Below are 15,094 nucleotides of genomic sequence, written 5' to 3'. Positions count from 1 at the left end.
CTTATTTAGTTTAATGTTAATTGAGCTAACAATTGTGCGCTAATATAAGGTTAAATGAAAAGAAAAGCCAGATAAATCTTTAATATTTTTGATGATTTTGAGTGAACTTTCGTACAAATTGTGAGATGAGGCACAATGTGATTGAAAATAAAAAACCGCTCTAAAGAGCGGTTAGTATGTTAGCTATTTTGATTAGCCTTTGTAGTTGTAAACATGTGCTACTAAGTCTAATACTTTGTTAGAATAACCGACTTCGTTGTCGTACCAAGAAACAAGTTTCACAAAAGAATCGGTTAATGCGATACCTGCATCGGCATCAAACACAGAGGTTAATGTGCAACCGTTGAAGTCAGTAGATACAACCGCATCTTCGGTATAACCTAAAACATCTTTTAATTCACCGTTGAATGTTTTACCTTCTGCAGCATCTTTGATTGCTTGTTTGATTTGCTCATAAGTTGCAGGTTTTTCAAGGTTTACCGTTAAGTCAACAACAGAGACGTTTGGTGTTGGAACACGGAAAGCCATACCGGTTAATTTACCGTTTAATGCCGGTAATACTTTACCTACTGCTTTCGCCGCACCGGTTGATGATGGGATGATATTTTGTGATGCACCGCGACCACCACGCCAGTCTTTAGCAGACGGACCATCAACGGTTTTTTGCGTTGCTGTGGTTGCGTGAACGGTTGTCATTAAGCCATCTTTAATACCGAAAGTTTCATGAATAACACGTGCTAAAGGTGCTAAACAGTTTGTTGTACAAGAAGCGTTAGAAACGATATCTTGACCCGCATACGCACCAAAGTTTACACCACGCACAAACATTGGGGTTGCATCTTTAGATGGACCGGTTAAAACTACTTTTTTCGCACCGGCAGTGATGTGTTTACGTGCTGTTTCATCGGTTAAGAATAAACCTGTCGCTTCAACCGCGATATCAACACCGATAGCACCCCAGTTTAAGTTTGCCGGGTCACGTTCTGAGGTCACACGAATCGCTTTACCGTTAACCACTAAGTTACCGTCTTTAACTTCAACAGTACCATCAAAACGACCATGAGTTGAGTCGTATTTTAACATGTAAGCCATGTATTCAACATCAATTAAGTCGTTGATACCGACAACTTCAATGTCATCACGTTGTTGTGCTGCACGGAATACGATACGACCGATACGGCCGAAACCATTAATACCAATTTTAATAGCCATAAGATTTTCACCTTTTTAGTTAAGTTAAACAAACCGTTATGTTTATAAGAAATAAAGATATTGCTTAAAACGTTTCGGCGGATTATAGCATGAGCGTTTAGATAAAACTAGAAATCCGATTTTTTTGTGATCTGCATCAAAATTTAGAAATGAAAACTATCACTTTTAGCGATTTTTGAGCGAATGGCGTATTTACTTTATATTTCAATAATATTATATTAACCAGTTCAGTAAAAAAAGCATGTTTCATTTAAGGTAGTGTTTATTTGACACACTTTTTTGAAGAATTTAATGAAGAATGAACCTCATGTGAGGTTTAGCTGGTCTATTTAAATTTCATTTGATTAAAAACAACAAGGAGAATACAAAATGAAAATTTTGTTAAAATGCAGTTTATCCGCGATTTGTTTAGCATTAGTAGTTGGTTGCTCCGGTTCGGGCGATCACAGTGATGCACAACCACAACCACAACCACAACCACAACCACAACCACAACCACAACCACAACCACAACCACAACCACAACCACAACCACAACCACAACCACAACCACAACCACAACCACAACCACAACCACAACCACAACCACAACCGCAACCGCAGCCACAACCGCAACCGCAGCCACAACCGCAGCCACAACCACAGCCGCAGCCACAGCCACAACCACAGCCGCAGCCGCAGCCACAACCACAACCGCAGCCACAACCACAACCGCAGCCACAACCGCAGCCACAACCACAGCCACAACCACAGCCGCAGCCACAACCGCAGCCACAACCGCAGCCGCAACCGCAGCCGCAACCTCAGCCACAACCTGAAGCTCCTCAATTATCTAAAAATATTGTTGGTTTTTATGGTAACTATCTTGAGAGTAACGGAATAAAAGAAACCGGTGATAATATGGTGGGGCTGACAACTTTGGTCATTGATGGTGAGCCGCTTGATTTAGGAGCCGATAGCGAGAATATTAAATCTATAGAATATTCACGTTATGGTAGTGTTAAATTACCTACTGGTGATTGGGCTATTTTCTCACAAGGACATGATGTAACTGTGCTACCAACCGGAAAGGCAACGTATGAAGGTGGTTTTTTGGGTCTTTTAGGTTTCGGTAAAAATGTATCCGGAATTGCCCATTTTGATGTGGATTTTGCAAATAAGAAAATAGATGGTCGTTTTGAAAGGGATGTTAAGGTTGGATATACCCCTTATTTTCGTTTTTCTGGCTCTATCGCAGGCAATAAATTTGAAGGAAAGGGGACCGCGGAGGATTATAGTGCAGGTTCAAATTTGGATATAAAAGGGCGTTTTTATGGTCCGAACGCTGAAGAACTAGGCGGCATTTATGAATCTGATGCGACCAAGGGGGCGTTTGGTGCGAGTCAAATTAACAAACAAGACAGATAGTCCTAAAATTAGAGGTTTTTATGTCGCAAGGCAATTTGTACATTGTATCCGCTCCTAGTGGAGCGGGAAAATCGTCGCTGATTACCGCATTGTTGGAAAAAGAGGACAACATGCCGAAAATGATTTCCGTTTCGCATACAACACGCGATCCGAGACCTGGTGAAATTGATGGCGTACATTATTATTTTGTTTCTAAAGAAGAATTTGAATCCTTGATCAAACAAGATTTATTTTTGGAATATGCTACGGTGTTTGGTGGAAATTACTATGGCACATCATTGCCGGCAATTCAGGAAAATCTGGCAAAAGGAATTGATGTTTTTTTGGATATTGACTGGCAGGGAGCGCAACAGATTCGTAAAAAAGTGGCAAATGTAAAAAGTATTTTTATTCTTCCTCCGTCATTGCCGGAATTGGAGCTCCGTTTGATTGGTCGTGGTCAAGATAGCGAAACGGTCATTATGGAACGTATGGCAAAAGCCAAGAATGAGATTTCTCATTATGATGAATACGATTACGTTATTGTCAATGATAATTTTGAGCACGCATTAGCAGATTTACAGAGTATTTTACGTGCAGAACGTTTAACGAAAAATTATCAACAAACAGAAAATGCCAGCTTAATTTATCAGCTACTAGATAAAAAGCATAAGATTTAGTATGATAACTCCCCTTTGTATCCCTTATTTTTAAATGAACCGGAGTAATAGAATATGGCACGTGTTACAGTACAAGACGCAGTAGAAAAAATTGGCAACCGTTTTGATTTAATTTTGACCGCAGCACGTCGTGCGAGACAATTGCAATTGCATCAACGTGATCCCTTGGTACCGGAAGATAATGATAAACCGACCGTTATTGCATTGCGTGAGATAGAAAAAGGATTAATCTCTGATGAGATTATGGATGCTCAGGAACATCAAGCTATTACAGCAGTTCAGCATGTAGAAGCAGCTGCAGTGGCATTAATTTCCGAATAATTTCAAAAGTGCGGTTGATTTCAACCGCAGTTTTATTTCAACCATTCATTTAATAATCCGAAAAAGTCAGGTGTCCTTTGGAATTGTTTGCAGATTTAGAACGAATTATTCAAGGGTATTTGCCCGAAGATAAAGTTGAATTAGTCAGACGTGCATTTGTTATAGCAAGAGATGCACACGAGGGACAATTTCGTTCAAGTGGTGAACCCTATATTACCCATCCTGTATCGGTGGCTTCCATTATTGCGAAAATGAATCTTGATCATGAAGCAGTGATGGCAGCATTGTTGCACGATGTTATAGAGGACACACCTTATACGGAAGAAAATCTTAAAAAAGAATTTGGTGCAAGCGTTGCCGATATCGTTGAGGGCGTGTCAAAGCTCGATAAATTAAAATTCCGGACACGCCAAGAAGCTCAGGTAGAAAATTTTCGCAAAATGATTTTGGCGATGACCCGTGACATTCGAGTGGTATTGATTAAACTTGCAGACCGAACGCACAATATGCGTACATTAGGAGCATTGCGCCCTGATAAGCGTCGTCGTATTGCTAAAGAGACTCTTGAGATTTATTGCCCCCTAGCACATCGTTTAGGCATTGAGCATATCAAAAATGAACTAGAGGATTTATCCTTTGAAGCGATGTACCCGCACCGTTATAAGGTATTGAAGAAACTAGTGGAAGTTGCAAGAAATAATCGTCAAGACCTTATTGAACGTATTTCTAGTGAAATTAAAGAGCGGTTAGAAAATGTGGGGATTGTTGCTCGTGTGTGGGGGCGAGAAAAACATCTCTATAAGATATACCAAAAAATGCGTGCAAAAGATCAAGAATTTCACTCTATTATGGATATTTATGCGTTTCGTATTATTGTGAAAAATATTGACGATTGTTACCGAGTATTGGGGCAAATGCACAACCTCTATAAACCCCGCCCGGGACGGGTAAAAGATTATATCGCCGTGCCAAAGGCAAATGGCTATCAGTCTTTACAAACTTCTATGATTGGCCCGCATGGCGTACCGGTAGAAGTCCATATTCATACAGAAGATATGGAACAAGTGGCGGAAATGGGAGTGACAGCGTACTGGGTATATAAAGAAAGCGGTAAAAATGACAGTACAACCGCTCAGATCCGCGCTCAACGCTGGTTACAAAATTTGGTTGAAATTCAACAAAGTGTAGGAAACTCCTTTGAGTTCATTGAAAATGTAAAATCGGAATTCTTTCCAAAAGAAATTTTTGTTTTTACACCAAAAGGACGTATTGTTGAATTGCCGAAAGGAGCAACTGCGGTAGATTTTGCTTATGCGGTACATTCTGATATTGGTAATACTTGTGTAGGTGTAATGGTTGAATATAAACCTTATCCGTTATCAAAGGCGTTGGAATCCGGTCAAACGGTGAATGTTCTCACTGACCCGAATGCACATCCTAACGCTTCTTGGTTGAATTTTGTTGTAACTGCCCGTGCTAAAACCCGCATACGTCACTATTTAAAACAACGCTGTGAAGATGATGCTGTAAAACTTGGTGAAAGAGAATTAAACGCTGCATTGCAACCGCATCGTTTATCGGATCTTTCTCTACAACAAATTCAAACGGTTTTGGATGAACGAAAACTTTCTTCACTTGATGGATTGTTGCGCGAAATCGGTTTAGGCAATCAACTTGCCTCTGTTATTGCCCATCAATTAGTAGGAGAGTCAATGGAAATTGATGTGGACGGTAATACGGAAAATCATTCAAATACCTTAACAATTGCGCCAGCTTTAATGACTAACATGCAATTTGCCAAATGTTGCCACCCGATTCCGAATGATCCAATTATGGGATGTAGTACTCTGAATCATGGGCTCATTATTCACCACCAACAATGTGAAAATCTTAGAAATGCCCACCAATTAGTCAAAGCTAAATGGGAAAAAATGCAAAGTGCGGTTAATTTTGATGCTGAATTACAAATTGAAATCTTAAATGAAAAGAGTGCTTTGCCAAGTTTAATGACAGCGATCGGAGCAAGCGAAAGCAGCATTCAAAATATTTGGACGGAAGGGCTGGAAAATAATCTATTGCTCGTGATTTTACAAATTAGTGTAAAAGACACAAAACACCTCGCCAATATTTTATATCGCATTAAGAGAATTACCGGTGTGGTGAGTGCAAAGCGTAATATTAATGCCTAGTACATTATGGTTTCTTCTCTTCTTGACTCCGTCCCTCTTACCACGCTTTCAGGTGTAGGGGCTGCGGTTTCCAATAAACTCGCTAAAATCGGTATTCATAGTTTACAAGATCTGCTTTTTCATTTGCCGATTCGTTACGAGGATCGTACTCGTATCACACCGATTGCCAATTTACGACCTGAGCAATATTTCACGATTGAAGGGATTGTGCAAACCTGTGAGGTTACTTTTGCCCGCCGTCCGATTTTATCTGTCAGCTTATCTGATGGTACCTCAAAAATTATGTTACGTTTTTTCAATTTTAATACGGGAATGCGTAACAGTTTTCAAATCGGTGTGCGTGTTAAGGCGTTTGGTGAAGTAAAACGCGGGCGCTATATGCCGGAAATCCATCATCCGGAGTATCAAATTATCCGTGACAATACACCGATTGTACTGGAAGAAACGCTGACGCCTATTTATTCCACGACGGAAGGGCTAAAACAAAACTCATTACGAAAGTTGGTAGATCAAGCCCTAAATTTACTGGATAAAGTGAAAATTGAGGAAATTTTACCTAGTGAATTTAATCCACATCAATTCAGCTTAAAAGAAGCATTGTATTTATTGCATCGTCCGCCACCGGATATCCCCCTAGAAATATTAGAAAAAGGGCAACATCCCGCTCAACAACGATTAATTTTTGAAGAATTGCTCGCACATAATCTCGCTATGCAAAAAGTGCGGTTAGGAACACAACAGTTTTCTGCCTTGCCTTTAGGTTATCAAACGGATTTAAAACAACGATTTTTGATAAGTTTGCCTTTTCAATCAACGAATGCCCAAACGCGGGTCGTTGCCGATATCGAACAAGATTTAATAAAAGATTATCCCATGATGCGCTTAGTGCAAGGGGATGTCGGATCGGGAAAAACATTGGTAGCGGCATTAGCGGCGTTAATGGCGATTGATAACGGTAAACAAGTGGCCTTGATGGCACCAACAGAAATTTTAGCCGAGCAACATGCGAATAATTTTCGTCATTGGTTTGAGCCTTTAGGGATCAATGTTGGTTGGTTGGCCGGCAAAGTGAAAGGCAAAGCACGTCAAGCCGAGCTGGAAAAAATTAAAACCGGTGCAGTGCAAATGGTGGTGGGGACACACGCGCTATTCCAAGAAGAGGTCGAATTTGCGGATCTTGCTTTGGTCATTATTGATGAACAACATCGTTTTGGCGTACATCAACGTTTGATGTTACGTGAAAAAGGTGAAAAAGCGGGATTTTACCCTCATCAATTAATTATGACGGCAACCCCGATACCGAGAACGTTGGCAATGACAGTGTATGCGGATCTGGACACCTCTATTATTGATGAATTGCCGCCGGGGCGTACGCCAATTACAACGGTCGTGATTTCAGAAGAACGTCGCGATGAAATTGTTCAACGTGTGAAAAAAGCTTGTATAGATGAAAAGCGCCAAGCTTATTGGGTGTGTACATTGATTGATGAATCGGAAGTCTTAGAAGCACAGGCCGCCGAAGCGATTTGGGAAGATTTAACCAAAGCCTTACCAATGTTGAGAGTTGGTTTGGTACATGGAAGAATGAAACCGCAAGAAAAGCAAGACGTTATGCTGCGCTTCAAAAATGCCGAATTGGATTTGTTGGTGGCAACGACTGTGATTGAAGTCGGTGTTGATGTGCCGAACGCAAGTTTAATGATTATCGAAAATGCCGAACGTTTAGGATTATCGCAACTTCACCAATTACGTGGTCGTGTCGGACGGGGCAGTACGGCATCTTTTTGCGTATTGATGTATAAACCGCCATTAGGAAAAGTTTCACAAAAACGTTTGCAGGTGTTACGAGATAGCCAAGACGGTTTTGTTATTTCTGAAAAAGATTTGGAGATTCGTGGCCCCGGTGAAGTGCTAGGTACAAAACAAACGGGGGTTGCTGAGTTTAAAGTCGCCAATTTAATGCGTGATCGTAAAATGATTCCAACAGTGCAGTATTACGCTAAGCAACTAATACAGCAATATCCTGATGTTGCAGAGAGTTTGATTAAACGTTGGTTAAATAATAAAGAAATTTACTCAAACGCCTAAAGTGCGGTCAATAAAGGAAGCGTTTTTATGGATATAAAAAAAGAACGCCCGACAATCCTCTTCTGTGATTCGGGAATGGGCGGATTGAGTGTATATCGCGAAACAAAAAAATTATTACCCGATTGGCATTACCTTTATTGTTTTGATAATGGCGGTTTTCCCTATTCGGAACGCAGTGAAGAAAGCATTGTTCAACGAATGTTGGCGATATGCCAATGGATTGATGATTCACATCCTTTAGATGCGATTGTGATTGCTTGCAATACGGCAAGTACGGTCGCATTGCCGGTGTTACGGGAAAACTTTTCTATCCCCGTTATCGGTACAGTGCCAGCAATTAAACCGGCAGCAGAGGTCTCAAACACAAAACATATTGGTTTGCTGGCGACAAAAGGGACGGTAAAGCGTCACTATGTAGATGAACTGATCAATAAATTCGCGGTAGATTGCAAAGTAGAACGGCTAGGCTCGACAAAATTAGTTGAAATTGCCGAACAAAAGATTCGTGGACATTCCGTGGATATGAGTGCGTTAAAAAGTGAATTGTTACCTTGGATTAATATAATGGATTTGGATACAATGATTCTTGGGTGTACGCATTTCCCTTTAATTCGGGATGAAATTCAGTTTTGCTTACCGCAAGTGAAACACTTTATGGACTCGGGGGAGGCCATTGCAAAACGAGTTCAATCTTTATTGAGAGAAATAGAGATCAAAAATAAAAGTAAAAAATATAATGAAATGTTTTGTACCCAACATTTTGATGAAGAGGTGGGGTTCAAACAAATATTAGATTTGTGGGGATTTGAGTCCATAGAGGTTATAAAAATCGGGTAAAATATGTTGCTCTGTATGATTTTTCGGCAAACTAAACTTTTTTAAATTTTTTTGTAAAAAAGTGCTTGCATTGATTTTGAATTTCCCTATAATGCGCACCACACAACGACGCGCTGTTGTGAAGTTTGAGAATTTGCCGGTGCGTCGTTATTTTTTGCTCTTTAACAACGAATCAGACAATCTGTGTGGGCACTTGTTAATAGACTTGTTAAAAAATTTTAATTTTGAAGTCTTAATAGGTGCTTAAACTAGAAATTCATTATTACTTTTATAGTAGTGTTTATTAATAGCTAAGCAGTTTATTGAGCGATTGAACTTTGAATTGAAGAGTTTGATCATGGCTCAGATTGAACGCTGGCGGCAGGCTTAACACATGCAAGTCGAACGGTAGCAGGAAGGAAGCTTGCTTTCTTTGCTGACGAGTGGCGGACGGGTGAGTAATGCTTGGGAATCTGGCTTATGGAGGGGGATAACTGCGGGAAACTGCAGCTAATACCGCGTAAAGTCTTTGGACTAAAGGGGGCGTTTGCTCTTGCCATAAGATGAGCCCAAGTGGGATTAGGTAGTTGGTGGGGTAATGGCTCACCAAGCCGTCGATCTCTAGCTGGTCTGAGAGGATGACCAGCCACACCGGGACTGAGACACGGCCCGGACTCCTACGGGAGGCAGCAGTGGGGAATATTGCGCAATGGGGGGAACCCTGACGCAGCCATGCCGCGTGAATGAAGAAGGCCTTCGGGTTGTAAAGTTCTTTCGGTGATGAGGAAGGCAGTTTGGTTAATAGCCAAGCTGATTGACGTTAGTCACAGAAGAAGCACCGGCTAACTCCGTGCCAGCAGCCGCGGTAATACGGAGGGTGCGAGCGTTAATCGGAATAACTGGGCGTAAAGGGCACGCAGGCGGATTTTTAAGTGAGGTGTGAAAGCCCCGGGCTTAACCTGGGAATTGCATTTCAGACTGGGAATCTAGAGTACTTTAGGGAGGGGTAGAATTCCACGTGTAGCGGTGAAATGCGTAGAGATGTGGAGGAATACCGAAGGCGAAGGCAGCCCCTTGGGAATGTACTGACGCTCATGTGCGAAAGCGTGGGGAGCAAACAGGATTAGATACCCTGGTAGTCCACGCTGTAAACGCTGTCGATTTGGGGGTTGGGGTTTAACTCTGGCGCCCGTAGCTAACGTGATAAATCGACCGTCTGGGGAGTACGGCCGCAAGGTTAAAACTCAAATGAATTGACGGGGGCCCGCACAAGCGGTGGAGCATGTGGTTTAATTCGATGCAACGCGAAGAACCTTACCTACTCTTGACATCCAGAGAATCCTGTAGAGATACGGGAGTGCCTTAGGGAGCTTTGAGACAGGTGCTGCATGGCTGTCGTCAGCTCGTGTTGTGAAATGTTGGGTTAAGTCCCGCAACGAGCGCAACCCTTATCCTTTGTTGCCAGCGATACGGTCGGGAACTCAAAGGAGACTGCCGGTGATAAACCGGAGGAAGGTGGGGATGACGTCAAGTCATCATGGCCCTTACGAGTAGGGCTACACACGTGCTACAATGGCGTATACAGAGGGAGGCGAAGCAGCGATGTGGAGCGAATCTCACAAAGTACGTCTAAGTCCGGATTGGAGTCTGCAACTCGACTCCATGAAGTCGGAATCGCTAGTAATCGCGAATCAGAATGTCGCGGTGAATACGTTCCCGGGCCTTGTACACACCGCCCGTCACACCATGGGAGTGGGTTGTACCAGAAGTAGATAGCTTAACCGTAAGGGGGGCGTTTACCACGGTATGATTCATGACTGGGGTGAAGTCGTAACAAGGTAACCGTAGGGGAACCTGCGGTTGGATCACCTCCTTACCGAACGAGCTATAGTAAGTGTCCACACAGATTGGCTGATATGTTGTAAACAACGTAGTGAAGAGTCCGTGACTTAAGAGCAACATCTAATTGACTCAAATAGTCTGCGTAAAGATAAGTAAAAGGGTATCTTTTATTGTTGTCCCCATCGTCTAGAGGCCTAGGACATCGCCCTTTCACGGCGGTAACCGGGGTTCGAATCCCCGTGGGGACGCCAATGAAAGATAACTTTAACGAATTATCTTCTGTTCTTTAAAAAATTGGAAACAAGCTGAAAACTGAAGAGACTTTTAAGTTCCGAAAGGAATAGAGGAAGTCTGAGTAGAAAAATCTTGACTGGAGAAAGGCAGTCAAGTGTTTAGTTGAATTAAAGATTCGCTTCAAGATGTAGGCCTGACTGAGTAGGCAGGCTGAAAACATTTGAGGTTGTATAGTTAAGTGACTAAGCGTACAAGGTGGATGCCTTGGCAATCAGAGGCGATGAAGGACGTGCTAATCTGCGAAAAGCTTGGATGAGTTGATAAGAAGCGTTTAATCCAAGATATCCGAATGGGGAAACCCGATGGATGAAGAATCCATCATTTCATTATGAATTCATAGTAATGAAAAGCAAACCGGGAGAACTGAAACATCTAAGTACCCCGAGGAAAAGAAATCAACCGAGATTCCGTGAGTAGCGGCGAGCGAAGGCGGAAGAGCCGGTAAGTGATAGTGAGCGTGTTAGGAGAATGAGTTGGGAAGCTCAACCGTAGGGGGTGATAGTCCCGTATCTTAAAACACGTTGATGGTACTAAGCTTACGATAAGTAGGGCGGGACACGTGATATCCTGTCTGAAGAGGGGGGGACCATCCTCCAAGGCTAAATACTCCTGATTGACCGATAGTGAACCAGTACTGTGAAGGAAAGGCGAAAAGAACCCCGGCGAGGGGAGTGAAATAGAACCTGAAACCTTGTACGTACAAGCAGTGGGAGCCTGAAAGGGTGACTGCGTACCTTTTGTATAATGGGTCAGCGACTTATATTTTGTAGCAAGGTTAACCGAATAGGGAAGCCGAAGGGAAACCGAGTCTTAACTGGGCGATTAGTTGCAAGGTATAGACCCGAAACCCGGTGATCTAGCCATGGGCAGGTTGAAGGTTGGGTAACACTAACTGGAGGACCGAACCGACTAATGTTGAAAAATTAGCGGATGACTTGTGGCTGGGGGTGAAAGGCCAATCAAACCGGGAGATAGCTGGTTCTCCCCGAAATCTATTTAGGTAGAGCCTTGAGCGGACACCTTCGGGGGTAGAGCACTGTTTCGGCTAGGGGGCCATCCCGGCTTACCAACCCGATGCAAACTGCGAATACCGAAGAGTGATACTCAGGAGACACACGGCGGGTGCTAACGTCCGTCGTGGAGAGGGAAACAACCCAGACCGCCAGCTAAGGTCCCAAAGTGTATGTTAAGTGGGAAACGAAGTGGGAAGGCTTAGACAGCTAGGATGTTGGCTTAGAAGCAGCCACCATTTAAAGAAAGCGTAATAGCTCACTAGTCGAGTCGGCCTGCGCGGAAGATGTAACGGGGCTCAAACATAGCACCGAAGCTGCGGCATCAGGATTAATCCTGTTGGGTAGGGGAGCGTTGTGTAAGCGGATGAAGGTGTATCGGGAGGTATGCTGGACGTATCACAAGTGCGAATGCTGACATAAGTAACGATAAAACGGGTGAAAAACCCGTTCGCCGGAAGACCAAGGTTTCCTGTCCAACGTTAATCGGGGCAGGGTGAGTCGGCCCCTAAGGCGAGGCTGAAAAGCGTAGTCGATGGGAAACGGGTTAATATTCCCGTACTTGGTAAAGCTGCGATGTGGGGACGGAGCAGGTTAGGTTAGCGTGCTGTTGGATATGCACGTTTAAGTTGGTAGGTGGGGTGCTTAGGCAAATCCGGGCGCTTATTAACACCGAGAAATGATGACGAGGCCTCAAGGGGCTGAAGTAACTGATACCACACTTCCAGGAAAAGCCACTAAGCTTCAGGCTTTATTAAACCGTACTGAAAACCGACACAGGTGGTCAGGTAGAGAATACTCAGGCGCTTGAGAGAACTCGGGTGAAGGAACTAGGCAAAATAGCACCGTAACTTCGGGAGAAGGTGCGCCGGCGTAGCTTGTAGCCCCTAGCGGGTGAAGGGTGAACCGGTCGAAGATACCAGCTGGCTGCAACTGTTTATTAAAAACACAGCACTCTGCAAACACGAAAGTGGACGTATAGGGTGTGATGCCTGCCCGGTGCTGGAAGGTTAATTGATGGTGTAATCGAAAGAGAAGCTCCTGATCGAAGCCCCAGTAAACGGCGGCCGTAACTATAACGGTCCTAAGGTAGCGAAATTCCTTGTCGGGTAAGTTCCGACCTGCACGAATGGCATAATGATGGCCAGGCTGTCTCCACCCGAGACTCAGTGAAATTGAAATCGCCGTGAAGATGCGGTGTACCCGCGGCTAGACGGAAAGACCCCGTGAACCTTTACTATAGCTTGACACTGAACATTGAATTTTGATGTGTAGGATAGGTGGGAGCCTTTGAAGCGGTCACGCCAGTGATTGTGGAGGCGTCCTTGAAATACCACCCTTTAACGTTTGGTGTTCTAACGAAGATTGCGGAACGCGGTCTCGGACAGTGTCTGGTGGGTAGTTTGACTGGGGCGGTCTCCTCCCAAAGAGTAACGGAGGAGCACGAAGGTTTGCTAATGACGGTCGGACATCGTCAGGTTAGTGCAATGGTATAAGCAAGCTTAACTGCGAGACGGACAAGTCGAGCAGGTACGAAAGTAGGTCATAGTGATCCGGTGGTTCTGAATGGAAGGGCCATCGCTCAACGGATAAAAGGTACTCCGGGGATAACAGGCTGATACCGCCCAAGAGTTCATATCGACGGCGGTGTTTGGCACCTCGATGTCGGCTCATCACATCCTGGGGCTGAAGTAGGTCCCAAGGGTATGGCTGTTCGCCATTTAAAGTGGTACGCGAGCTGGGTTTAGAACGTCGTGAGACAGTTCGGTCCCTATCTGCCGTGGGCGTAGGAGAATTGAGGGGGGCTGCTCCTAGTACGAGAGGACCGGAGTGGACGCACCACTGGTGTTTCGGTTGTGTCGCCAGACGCATTGCCGAGTAGCTAAGTGCGGAAGAGATAAGTGCTGAAAGCATCTAAGCACGAAACTTGCCTCAAGATGAGTTCTCCCAGACTTAGAGTCTGTAAGGGTTGTTGGAGACGACGACGTAGATAGGTGGGGTGTGTAAGTGTAGTGATACATTGAGCTAACCCATACTAATTGCCCGAGGGGCTTAACTATACAACGCTCAAGTGTTTTTGGGCGGTTAATGTGAAATACAACGAATTAAAGTATACAGTCATCAGTCATCAGCTTGTATCCGATAGAACAGATGAAAAAGATAAAAGAGATAAAACGAGATAAAAAGATAGAACGAGATAAAAAGATAGAACGAGATAAAAAGATAGAACAAGATAAAACTTGAAGAGAAGAAGTTATCGAAGAATTATCCCGGCGGCGAGAGTGCAGTGGTTCCACCTGAATCCATCCCGAACTCAGAAGTGAAATGCTGTAATGCCGATGGTAGTGTGGGGTATCCCCATGTGAGAGTAGGGCACTGCCGGGTTTTATATTATGTCATCCCCTGAATCGAGCGGTTCAGGGGTTTTTTGTTATATGTAGAAAAAATGTTCTTTATACATTTATACATATGAAATTAAAGAATGAGAGTTTTAGCCAAAAAAATAATCCGTACGTTTTACGTGCGGATTTATTGATATAAATTATTTGTGTGAATAATCTCTAGCACCAAAAATAGCCGTACCAATTCTAACCATGGTTGAACCACATTTTATGGCGATCGGCATATCATCTGTCATTCCCATTGAAAGTGTATCAATTGGCTGATTTGGAAAGGTTTGTTTGAGTTGTTCAAATAACTCCGCCATTTTTTTAAAGACATTTTCTTGCTCGGCAGTATTTGCTGTTGGGGCAGGAATTGCCATTAAACCGCGTAAACATAAGTGCGGTAGATTTTCGACCTGTTTTGCAAGGTCGAACAGTGTTTCGGGCTGAATACCGGATTTGCTTGCTTCATCACTGATATTAATTTGAATCAGCACATTTAGCGGGGCTTTATTTATGGGTCTTTGTTCATTCAAGCGTTCGGCAATTTTTACTCGATCAAGAGTTTGCATCCAATCGAAATGCTCTGCTACCAAACGGCTTTTATTGGATTGCAAAGGCCCGATAAAATGCCACTCAAGTTTGATTTTTTGTTGTTCAAAATATTGAATTTTTTCCACCCCTTCTTGCACATAATTTTCACCAAAAGCGATTTGTCCTGCTTGATAGGCGGCTAGAATATTAGAAACAGGTTTGGTTTTGGAAACAGCCAGTAGTTTTACCTCATTTAAAGGTCGCTCGGCTTGTTCACACGCAGTATGAATACTTTGCTGAATACGTTGTAAGTTATGTTGAATATCCATTGAATTCTC

The 15,094-nt window shown here is 43.3% G+C and carries 9 protein-coding genes, 1 tRNA gene and 3 rRNA genes; 10 read left to right on the top strand and 3 right to left on the bottom strand.

Features of this window, described 5'->3' with window-relative positions; genetic code table 11:
* Positions 1 to 192: 192 nt before the first annotated feature.
* On the bottom strand, positions 193 to 1,212 hold the full coding sequence (gap, locus tag FEE42_RS05470) for a type I glyceraldehyde-3-phosphate dehydrogenase (RefSeq protein WP_077434133.1): 1,020 nt from the start codon (positions 1,210 to 1,212) through the stop codon (positions 193 to 195).
* 325 nt (positions 1,213 to 1,537) lie between these two features.
* Entirely contained in the window at positions 1,538 to 2,023 is a 486-nt protein-coding gene (locus tag FEE42_RS12670; protein ID WP_206023162.1) for a hypothetical protein, read from the bottom strand.
* Positions 2,024 to 2,112: 89 nt separating this feature from the next.
* Here FEE42_RS12670 and FEE42_RS05460 point away from each other — a divergent pair, with 89 nt between their 5' ends.
* The 10 genes from FEE42_RS05460 to rrf all read left to right on the top strand — a co-directional run bounded on the left by FEE42_RS05460 (position 2,113) and on the right by rrf (position 14,223).
* On the top strand, positions 2,113 to 2,619 hold the full coding sequence (locus FEE42_RS05460) for a transferrin-binding protein-like solute binding protein (RefSeq protein ID WP_164028815.1): 507 nt from the start codon (positions 2,113 to 2,115) through the stop codon (positions 2,617 to 2,619).
* A 20-nt stretch (positions 2,620 to 2,639) separates the two neighbouring features.
* Positions 2,640 to 3,278, top strand: a complete 639-nt coding sequence (gene gmk, locus FEE42_RS05455; RefSeq protein WP_077584346.1) for a guanylate kinase — start codon at positions 2,640 to 2,642, stop codon at positions 3,276 to 3,278.
* A 54-nt stretch (positions 3,279 to 3,332) separates the two neighbouring features.
* Positions 3,333 to 3,599, top strand: a complete 267-nt coding sequence (rpoZ, locus tag FEE42_RS05450; protein WP_059365768.1) for a DNA-directed RNA polymerase subunit omega — start codon at positions 3,333 to 3,335, stop codon at positions 3,597 to 3,599.
* A 77-nt stretch (positions 3,600 to 3,676) separates the two neighbouring features.
* Positions 3,677 to 5,788, top strand: coding sequence for a bifunctional GTP diphosphokinase/guanosine-3',5'-bis pyrophosphate 3'-pyrophosphohydrolase (gene spoT / locus FEE42_RS05445; RefSeq protein ID WP_164027882.1), 2,112 nt, complete (start codon positions 3,677 to 3,679; stop codon positions 5,786 to 5,788).
* Positions 5,789 to 5,794: 6 nt separating this feature from the next.
* Positions 5,795 to 7,876, top strand: coding sequence for an ATP-dependent DNA helicase RecG (recG, locus tag FEE42_RS05440; protein ID WP_059365766.1), 2,082 nt, complete (start codon positions 5,795 to 5,797; stop codon positions 7,874 to 7,876).
* Positions 7,877 to 7,903: 27 nt separating this feature from the next.
* Positions 7,904 to 8,713 carry a glutamate racemase gene (murI, locus tag FEE42_RS05435; RefSeq protein WP_164027881.1) on the top strand — a complete coding sequence of 270 codons (810 nt, stop codon included), beginning with the start codon at positions 7,904 to 7,906 and terminating at the stop codon, positions 8,711 to 8,713.
* 319 nt (positions 8,714 to 9,032) lie between these two features.
* A 16S ribosomal RNA gene (locus FEE42_RS05430) occupies positions 9,033 to 10,568 on the top strand.
* Positions 10,569 to 10,709: 141 nt separating this feature from the next.
* Positions 10,710 to 10,785: transfer RNA gene (locus FEE42_RS05425), tRNA-Glu, on the top strand.
* A 215-nt stretch (positions 10,786 to 11,000) separates the two neighbouring features.
* A 23S ribosomal RNA gene (locus FEE42_RS05420) occupies positions 11,001 to 13,898 on the top strand.
* A gap of 209 nt (positions 13,899 to 14,107) precedes the next feature.
* A 5S ribosomal RNA gene (rrf, locus tag FEE42_RS05415) occupies positions 14,108 to 14,223 on the top strand.
* The 16S, 23S and 5S rRNA genes sit together here with 1 tRNA gene alongside, the layout of an rRNA operon.
* Before the next feature lie 157 nt (positions 14,224 to 14,380).
* On the opposite strand, the gene FEE42_RS05410 is transcribed toward rrf, so the two are convergent.
* Positions 14,381 to 15,085: a YggS family pyridoxal phosphate-dependent enzyme gene (locus FEE42_RS05410; RefSeq protein ID WP_135969302.1), complete on the bottom strand. Its 705-nt coding sequence runs from the start codon at positions 15,083 to 15,085 to the stop codon at positions 14,381 to 14,383.
* Positions 15,086 to 15,094: the final 9 nt, after the last annotated feature.

This window comes from Rodentibacter caecimuris (genome assembly GCF_010587025.1).
GTDB classification, from domain to species: domain Bacteria; phylum Pseudomonadota; class Gammaproteobacteria; order Enterobacterales; family Pasteurellaceae; genus Rodentibacter; species Rodentibacter caecimuris.
The sequence above is the reverse complement of the archived record's forward strand: the minus strand, read 5'-3'. Positions and strand labels throughout refer to the sequence as shown.

Bases quoted from the DNA above. Each gene is read 5' to 3' on its own strand.
- gap (WP_077434133.1), bottom strand. From the start codon at position 1,212: ATGGCTATTAAAATTGGTATTAATGGTTTCGGCCGTATCGGTCGTATC.
- FEE42_RS05460 (WP_164028815.1), top strand. From the start codon at position 2,113: ATGGTGGGGCTGACAACTTTGGTCATTGATGGTGAGCCGCTTGATTTA.
- gmk (WP_077584346.1), top strand. From the start codon at position 2,640: ATGTCGCAAGGCAATTTGTACATTGTATCCGCTCCTAGTGGAGCGGGA.
- rpoZ (WP_059365768.1), top strand. From the start codon at position 3,333: ATGGCACGTGTTACAGTACAAGACGCAGTAGAAAAAATTGGCAACCGT.
- recG (WP_059365766.1), top strand. From the start codon at position 5,795: ATGGTTTCTTCTCTTCTTGACTCCGTCCCTCTTACCACGCTTTCAGGT.
- murI (WP_164027881.1), top strand. From the start codon at position 7,904: ATGGATATAAAAAAAGAACGCCCGACAATCCTCTTCTGTGATTCGGGA.
- FEE42_RS05410 (WP_135969302.1), bottom strand. From the start codon at position 15,085: ATGGATATTCAACATAACTTACAACGTATTCAGCAAAGTATTCATACT.